Genomic DNA, 7678 nt, shown 5'->3' on the forward strand with positions numbered 1-7678 from the left:
CAGAGTAATTTGTTCCTCAGGCTTGAGCAGGGAATTAAATTCCTCAATAAAATTCGGGAAGAGTTTAATAAAGGCTTCATCAAAATTCCTCATCAGTTTTTCCTTTTCGCGTCTCAGGTTTAAACTGTTGATGGTATATTGGAGTTTTTTCAGGTTCTCCTCATTAAGATCCTCTTCAATCTTCAATTTAAATTCTTTGAACTTTTCAAAAATATCGGCATCCTGAGTAAAGAAAAATCCGATGTATTCTTCCTTGATCTTGTTGGCCTCCTGTAACTGTGCATTTAATCGGTTAAGTTGCTGGTTCTTTGATTCTACCTCCTCATTTACCAAAATGATACGTTTATTGGTTTCTTGCAGAGTATGGTGTGCTTCTTCAATGGTTTTCCGAGCTTTTTTCATCTTAATCACCTGGTAGAAAATGATAACGGCTAGACCCATAACGAAGAGCAGGAGGAAGGTTACAATAACATTTTGCCGGTAAAGCGCTTCCCGTTGCTTTTCGATCTTTTGCACGATTTGTTCTTCAATTATTGGCAAGATAGCCCCAACACGAATTTTTCTTTGCTGTGCTCCATAAAAAGAGGCGTCCTCATTGGCCTTTCTTATAAAAGCTGAGGCCATATCGGTATTTCCACGTTCAAAAGTAAGCTCAGCAAGCCTTATCATTGCCAGGGTTTCTTTCGTAGAGGTTTTTATATCGGCAATAGAAGCTTTAGAAAAATGAAAAATAGCCTTCTCTTTTTCATCTAACTGGAAATAAATGTCTCCCATGCTGTAATGAACCAAAGCCTGATCCCTTAATCCTAATTCCTGATCTAAAAGCGATTCAAAAATTCGCAAGGCTTCTAGTAAGTCTCCATGCTTGTATTCAATAAATCCTTTTAAAAACGAGTTGAAAAAGGTTCCTTCTTCTGCAAGCCGGAGCGCCTTCTCGCGATAATTCTGGGCCGTTTTCAGATATTCCAAAGCAAAGAAAGGTAGGGCGTTATACTCGGCCATTTCGTTGTAAAGCCTACCGGCCAAACCAAAATACAGGGAACGGGTGTTTTCAGGGATTTCCTCAGGGGATATGGTTTCCAGAAAATCAAGAGCTTCTTTATACATTCCGGCAGAAACACTTATGTCTGCCAGGTTAACAACCGCGGTAGCTTTTAGAGGAAGGCTATCAAGTTGATTTGCCAAACTTCGGATCCTTAAACCATATTTAAAGGCAGAGTCTTGTTTAAAAATCCGGTATTCATTAAAAAGTTGGAGGTTGAGTTCATACTGTTTTTGAAGTTCCAGAGAATCAACATTGTTAAGCTCATTTCTTAAATTCTCAATGCGATTTACCTTTTCCCGGTCATATTCCTCAGCTTTTTCAATGTTTTCAAGAACAGCATTCAGGATCTCCTCCTCCTGACCGAACAAAGAAACTGAGAAAAAGAAGAAAAATAATATTAGTAAATTAAAAAAAACCTTCATCGTTTTGAAAATTCAAAAGAAAGATCGGACAAAAATAGATATTTCTATTAATCAAAGATATAACCCCTATCAGGAAAGTAAAGTCTCATCCAGGTTTTTCTTTGTGTATGAAAAAGCAAAAACAGAATTATTAATTTTTTAGGTTTCTTTTTCCGTATTCTGAAATTCATTTTTTAAACTCTCCTATTTCCTTTAATTTTCCCATATTTTTGCATGCGTCCTAAACTAAAAATTATGATTCCGGAGGAAATATTGGGAGAATTTGGTGCCAAACGAGTAGAATACCCTAAAGGAGAAGTTATTTTTTCTGAAGGGGAAAATGCCAATAACTACTACCAGGTTGTTTCAGGGGAAGTTAAGATGAACAATTTTAATTATGACGGGAAGGAGTTTGTCCAAGGTATGTTCTATGCCGGGCAGAGTTTTGGGGAACCTCCTTTGCTGGCGAATGTAAAATATCCTGCCAATGCTGAAGCAATGACTGATGCCACGCTTCTAAAACTACATAAATTAAAATTCCTGGACCTGCTTTCTTCCCACCCCGAAATTCACCTGGGAGTAACCAAAACCCTGGCCAGCCGACTCTATTACAAGGCTATTATCGCTTCAGAGCTTTCCACCCAGGAACCGGAACACAGAATTTTACGACTTCTTGATTATCTCAAAAAGCATGTGCACAAGCTTCAAGAACCATTTTCCTACAAAGTTGATCTTACACGCCAACAAATTGCGGATTTAACCGGGCTTCGGGTGGAAACGGTAATTCGGGCAACAAAATCTCTTGAGAAGAAAGGTGAGTTGAAGATAAAATCGAGGAAAGTCTATCGCTAATATTTCTCTTTGAGATTTTCAAGCAAAATCCAACCTATCCCAATCGGGAAAAGACAACTCCCTGCAAAAAGATAAATGGCAATATCATCAGGCATTTGCCAGCGTTGCCACATTGCCAAACCACGGTACAACAAGATAAGTTCTGTAATAATAAAGCCGGTGAAAAATATCCAAAACCCAATTTTGGAGACTTTCATCAGGTTAAAATGATGCATTAAAGCGAAGAGGAAGGGACTTATCAATCCCAGAAAAACCCAGTGTAGGTAACCAATTACGAAATCGGGGGTTTTGTAGGCCAGATCGGCGAAAAAAGGTAAAGCAGATAATAACTGAGCGATGAGTTTCACTCCCAGTACCCATGCTGCGATCTTTAAAAGCAATTTCGAAAATGATGCAACTACTTTTCCCAGTCCTGCCTTTTTAAAAATACTGAAGAATTTCAGAAAAGCGAACACCTGAATTACAGCTCCTATTCCGGCCAGATTATAGAAAATTGCATTAGGTTGGGTCCATAATACCGACAGGAAAAAGGTAAGGATAATGGCAACATTTATATAAATGTAGAATCTGTTGAAATCGGAGGAGGAAATGTTTAAATTTTTCCTTTCCGCAATAAAAAAGATGATTCCGCATAGTGCAAGAATAAACCAGGCGTTATATTGAAAGTGCAAGTAAAAATATATAGCGAGTTTATACCAGATCGAAGTACTTCCAAGCGTGCTCATAATCCCACCAAGAGCCCACGGACCGATACTGGAAATCACCATATAAATTAGCGATGCTTTTATACACTTATAAGAGAATCGCGATTTGAATTCAGTTGGAGTTTTTGTTAAAACCATCCAGGCAAAAAAGTAGCTGGCTATAAGGAAAAGTGTAGAGAAAATTATAGAAAATAAGGCATATCCCTGGAAGGGAAAGCTCAGTAACATTCCCAGGATTGAGATTTGCGTAAACCAAAAGATCCTACGGTAGCGTTTATCTATGCCTGCATCTTTAAGAAAAATAATATAAATAAGGCTGGTAATAGCAACATACACCCAACCCAGTAAGGCTACGTGAGAATGTGTATGTACCAGAAAACGAAAAGTGGCCGGCACCTCGGCGAAGGAAAATAACCTTAATACCACTCCTAAAAGAGCGACAAGGAAAAAATACCCTAAGGCCAGGGTGATATGCTTTCTTATAGCGATCATTTAAGCTGCAAGATAGAAAAATAGATTCGGGTAATTGAAAACAAAAAAGGCTGCCTCAGAGCAGCAGGTTTGATCGATCTATACTATTGGGGCAGTAAAGTTTTATCAATTTTTTACCTGCGAGCTATGAAACAGCCGGCTTGCAATCACTAAACTAATCTTAAGTACAAGAACTTCTCTTGTTTCCCTGAATCTACGGTTATGCCAGAAAATTCCAGGGTAGTTTCACAAAAAATGGCTGCTTTAAAGCGAAAGGTTAAACTTTCAGATGTTTGGGGCATTAAAAAAACCCTTCGACTTCAAAACAGCCGGCTTGCAATCACTAAACTAAATCATCACTTTCTCTTCCAAAGCTATAGCCTTGGGGAAAAGTATATTATTTTCAAGGTGGATATGTAAATACAAATCCTTTTCAAATTCGTCTAATTTTGAATAGAAAGCTTTAAAGGTATTACAGGATCCCTGCGGCGGAGTGAAATTATCACTCAAGTCTGCAATCTTTCTTATAATATCTCCAGCGATCTCATGTTCCTCTTCCATCATCTTAACCGGGTTGCCCGCAGTTCCAAAAGGAGGACGTTCAAGCCTGGTATTTTCTTTTTCGGCATTTACCATCTTGGTTATAAAGGGGAAAAGGATTAATTCTTCTTTTCTAAGATGAGATTTTAACTCATCTGCCAGTTTATGAATCAAGATGTCTATTTCAATTAACTCCGGACGATCTTTTGCGTGAGAACGCACAACCCGCTGGCAGTAATGCAGCAATAACGGGATGCTTTCTTCAACATATTGATGATGAACATTAACTATATGATCGGCCAGGAAATCCAATTCCCAGCTGTTGTATTTATATTCCTTGCTGCCGGTGTTATAGGCCTTTAGCAGATCTCTCTCAATATCTTCAAGGTTCACACTTCTTCTTTTACATGCAACTTCGAGTTTTTCTCCTCCGCCACAGCAAAAATCAATTCCGTATTTCTTAAAGACATGAGCGTTTTTTATGTTGTCAGTAACTAACTCGGCTACTGTTTTATCCTTTATTGCGTTCATGATCTCTATCTGAATAACAATGTAAAGATCACATCTTAAGAAAGGATATTATATGAGCGTAGTCATAAATTGATTTTTTTCTAAAAATCTTTTTTAGCTGAAACCCGCTTGATTCGCCATACCGGAATAATAACCCATAGGATAAGCACTGCTATAGAAAGAAAAGCACCCAATCCGGTTCCGAAGAATTGTTTGAAAACAGCCCCGGTATATCCCAGCAAGGCCGAAATATCCAGTTTGAGCAGAATAAGAATCCTGGAAAGATCAATAGGATTCAGCAAACTGGCTACCAGCGAAAATTTATCCAAAGGATAGTCCTGGAAATAAACCAATGACAATAGAAAGATTCCGTCATAAACCACGGCCAGAAAAAGCCAAAGCAAGATCGCTAACCCAAAACCTTTTATCTTGTTCTCGTTGGACAGGGCAATATTAAAGGCCAGAGCAGTAAAAATAAAAGTGAGAAATACCCCCGAAATCAATAGGGAAGCAAAATCCCAAATCGCGCTGGATTGAAACAAGCCGTAGATCACAAAGGGCAGCCCTAACCCAAGAATAAGACTAGCCGACAAAGAAATAGCCACTCCAAGGTACTGACCCAGAAAGATAGAACTTCTCCTCATGGGCTGTGCCAGCAGGAGCTCAGTAAATTCCCGGGAATTATAAAAATACATCACTCCAAAGATGGTCCCTATCAAAGGTACCAGGATAATGATCACATTCATCAGGGTTATTACCGCATTAGAAAGATCGTTATTCAGGAATAATAGCACTACTCCTAAAAGCAAATAGAAAAAGAAATACACATAGCTCCAACGGCTACGGGAAAGATCGTAAAAACTATATTTTAGTATTTTAAGCATGATTCTCTGTTAAGATGTTGGCAATTGCATGTTCGAAATCTTTCTCCCCTGTAGAAGTCTTTAGCTCCTCTACTGTACCGTCAAAATAGATTTTCCCTTCCAGTAAAAAGACGATCCTGTCTGATATTTCCTCGACGAAACTCATAATATGAGAAGTTATAAGAATAGTTTTTTCTTTGGCTTTTTCCTGCTGAATAAGCTTTCGTAGACGGATCAGGGAAACCGGATCCAGGCCGGAAGTGGGTTCATCCAGAATAATTAAAGGGCTATCGAACATAAAACACAAGACAAGGTTCACCTTTTGCTTGCTCCCTCCCGAAAGGTTACTGAGTTTTTTATCAAGAAAGGGTTCCAGTTTAAAAAGTTCTATTAATTCCTGATCCCGAGCCTGTTTTCCGCGTAGATCCTTGATCATATCAATAAGTTCCTGTACTCTAAGGTTTCCAGGAAAATTGGCTATTTGAGGGAGGTAATCTATATCTTTACGATAATTCCAGTGTTTTCTTACCTTTTCTCCGTTTACTTCAATTTCTCCTTTTTGAGGAACGACCATCCCGAGAATACTTTTTATAAGGGTTGTCTTCCCGGAACCATTTGGGCCCAATACAGCTATAATTCCGCCATCTGGGGTTTGCAGATTAAGTCCGTTCAGCACAACGAGGGAACCGAATTTTTTATGCAGGTTTGTGATATTTACCATTGGATTCTTTTCATTTGGGGCTGATCATCAATAAGATCGGCCGGGGTAAAAATAGGGGAAACTTTTTCTGAAAAATCGAGCATTCCTATAAATACACTTCTTAACAGCACAATAGCTTCAGGGGTTTGATTTACAAGATAAGAGAACAGCGTTACCGGCCTGAATGGAACATCTCCTATCCCGTTTTTGTCCAGGTCATAACCCGAATAGCCACTCCAGTAATTGTTAGAAAATTTATTATCATTGAGTTTCCCGGTATATGCAACATCAAAAGAATTATAAAGGAAGTTATTCCGTTCAAAGATATTGTCGTAGACGGCACCGCGAATCCTAATCGCATATCCGTTGTCTTTAAAATCGTTTTCAATATAATTTATACGGTTAGTATTATCAGCGCTTATGGCGATGGTATTATCTTCAAAAATATTATTCTTTAATTCTGAATCGTTAATTTCTTTCAGAAGGAGACCGTAAGAAGCGCTCCCCCAGTTTTTTCTGAAATGATTCCCGTTCATGTCAATGAATTTCGAATACATTACCGCCACACCGGCACCGTTATTTTCAAAGATATTCTCTGTAAACACATTATGGTCAGAAAACATAAAATGCAGTCCGTATCGCAAATTGTCTTTACAGAGGTTATCCAGGACCTCTGTATCTTTTACAAACTCCAGGTAGATCCCATCTCTAAGTCCAATCACTTCATTATTCTTTACCGAAATATTCTCTGATTTCCATAGGTGAATACCGTTTCCTGAAGAGGCCTGATCTGTGGCATTGCTGGTAATTATATTTCCTGATACTGTCCCTTCAGAAGACCGTTCTATAAGAATACCAAAGAAAACCTGATCCAACAGGTTATTCCTGATCTCGAAATTCTTTGCATTTGAGACTAAAATCGCTGCAAAGTCATTAGTATGGCTGGTTCCTACATTAATTATTTTAATTCCTTCAATTGAAAAATTCTCAGCTTTTACACTTAATGCCGTCCCTTTCATTTGAGCATCTATAACCGGAAAATCTTCTCCTATTATTGTAAGGGATTTGTCGATAATCGTGAGGTCATGTTCATTATAAGTGCCGCTTTTAATCCTGAGGGTATCACCATCTTCAGCCATATCGATAGCCGCTTGAATGGTTTTTACCTCGCAACTTTTACAAACCTCGATCTCCCTGGCCTGAAGTGCATTAATATTAATTACGAGTAACAGAAAGAGAATTAAATAGTTTCTCATGTTATTTGCGACTTGTTGTTAAGGAATCCTGTTGATGAAAATGGGTCATTAACTCATCCCAGGTAAAAATTCCTTCTGAAGCATTATTTACAACAGCGCTTTCTTTTTTAAAGGCAGCAAGGTTTTCTCCCATAGGGCTTTTTATGCTGTCATTAATCACAAAACCGGCATTATCTACTTTTAACATTGTACCAGGGTTTTCGAAATCGGAAACCAACTGAATTTCCATTTCGTGATTGTGCTGAAGCTGGTCTTTCACCAAACATTCTATAGCATCGTATTTATACTGTTTGCCTTTATTAGTTACGGCCTGAGCGGCATAAGCCGGACTCACAA

Annotated in this window: 8 protein-coding genes; 1 reads left to right on the forward strand and 7 read right to left on the reverse strand. The window is 38.4% G+C overall.

The features are described from left to right. Positions 1 to 1467, reverse strand: a 1467-nt coding sequence (locus ACESK1_RS11015) for a DUF6377 domain-containing protein (protein WP_372920233.1), incomplete at its 3' end; no start/stop codon positions are given. Positions 1468 to 1701: 234 nt separating this feature from the next. Here ACESK1_RS11015 and ACESK1_RS11020 point away from each other — a divergent pair. Then, complete coding sequence (locus tag ACESK1_RS11020; protein ID WP_372920234.1) at positions 1702 to 2298, forward strand: Crp/Fnr family transcriptional regulator; 597 nt, start codon at positions 1702 to 1704, stop codon at positions 2296 to 2298. Here the strand turns inward: ACESK1_RS11020 and ACESK1_RS11025 are convergent. From ACESK1_RS11025 to ACESK1_RS11050, 6 genes are all read right to left on the reverse strand, one after another. Beyond that, positions 2295 to 3494: a hypothetical protein gene (locus ACESK1_RS11025; protein WP_372920235.1), complete on the reverse strand. Its 1200-nt coding sequence runs from the start codon at positions 3492 to 3494 to the stop codon at positions 2295 to 2297. The two genes, ACESK1_RS11020 and ACESK1_RS11025, sit on opposite strands and share 4 nt — an antisense overlap. Before the next feature lie 327 nt (positions 3495 to 3821). Next, a complete protein-coding gene (ric, locus tag ACESK1_RS11030; RefSeq protein ID WP_372920236.1) occupies positions 3822 to 4544 on the reverse strand; it encodes an iron-sulfur cluster repair di-iron protein in 723 nt (240 codons plus the stop codon). An 80-nt stretch (positions 4545 to 4624) separates the two neighbouring features. Beyond that, positions 4625 to 5407, reverse strand: a complete 783-nt coding sequence (locus ACESK1_RS11035) for an ABC transporter permease (RefSeq protein WP_372920237.1) — start codon at positions 5405 to 5407, stop codon at positions 4625 to 4627. Then, positions 5400 to 6107 (reverse strand): ABC transporter ATP-binding protein, encoded by a 708-nt coding sequence (locus ACESK1_RS11040; RefSeq protein ID WP_372920238.1) that lies wholly within the window; start codon positions 6105 to 6107, stop codon positions 5400 to 5402. The genes ACESK1_RS11035 and ACESK1_RS11040 overlap by 8 nt, the downstream gene beginning before the upstream one ends. Continuing rightward, positions 6101 to 7342 carry a nitrous oxide reductase family maturation protein NosD gene (locus ACESK1_RS11045; RefSeq protein WP_372920239.1) on the reverse strand — a complete coding sequence of 414 codons (1242 nt, stop codon included), beginning with the start codon at positions 7340 to 7342 and terminating at the stop codon, positions 6101 to 6103. The genes ACESK1_RS11040 and ACESK1_RS11045 overlap by 7 nt, the downstream gene beginning before the upstream one ends. Before the next feature lies 1 nt (position 7343). Next, a partial coding sequence (locus ACESK1_RS11050) for a hypothetical protein (RefSeq protein ID WP_372920240.1) occupies positions 7344 to 7678 on the reverse strand: 335 nt, incomplete at its 5' end.

Source organism: Salegentibacter sp. (assembly GCF_041642575.1).
Taxonomy (GTDB): domain Bacteria; phylum Bacteroidota; class Bacteroidia; order Flavobacteriales; family Flavobacteriaceae; genus Salegentibacter.

Excerpts from the sequence above, each read along its gene's own strand:
- ACESK1_RS11020 (WP_372920234.1), top strand. The coding sequence starts at position 1,702 with ATGATTCCGGAGGAAATATTGGGAGAATTTGGTGCCAAACGAGTAGAA.
- ACESK1_RS11025 (WP_372920235.1), bottom strand. The coding sequence starts at position 3,494 with ATGATCGCTATAAGAAAGCATATCACCCTGGCCTTAGGGTATTTTTTC.
- ric (WP_372920236.1), bottom strand. The coding sequence starts at position 4,544 with ATGAACGCAATAAAGGATAAAACAGTAGCCGAGTTAGTTACTGACAAC.
- ACESK1_RS11035 (WP_372920237.1), bottom strand. The coding sequence starts at position 5,407 with ATGCTTAAAATACTAAAATATAGTTTTTACGATCTTTCCCGTAGCCGT.
- ACESK1_RS11040 (WP_372920238.1), bottom strand. The coding sequence starts at position 6,107 with ATGGTAAATATCACAAACCTGCATAAAAAATTCGGTTCCCTCGTTGTG.
- ACESK1_RS11045 (WP_372920239.1), bottom strand. The coding sequence starts at position 7,342 with ATGAGAAACTATTTAATTCTCTTTCTGTTACTCGTAATTAATATTAAT.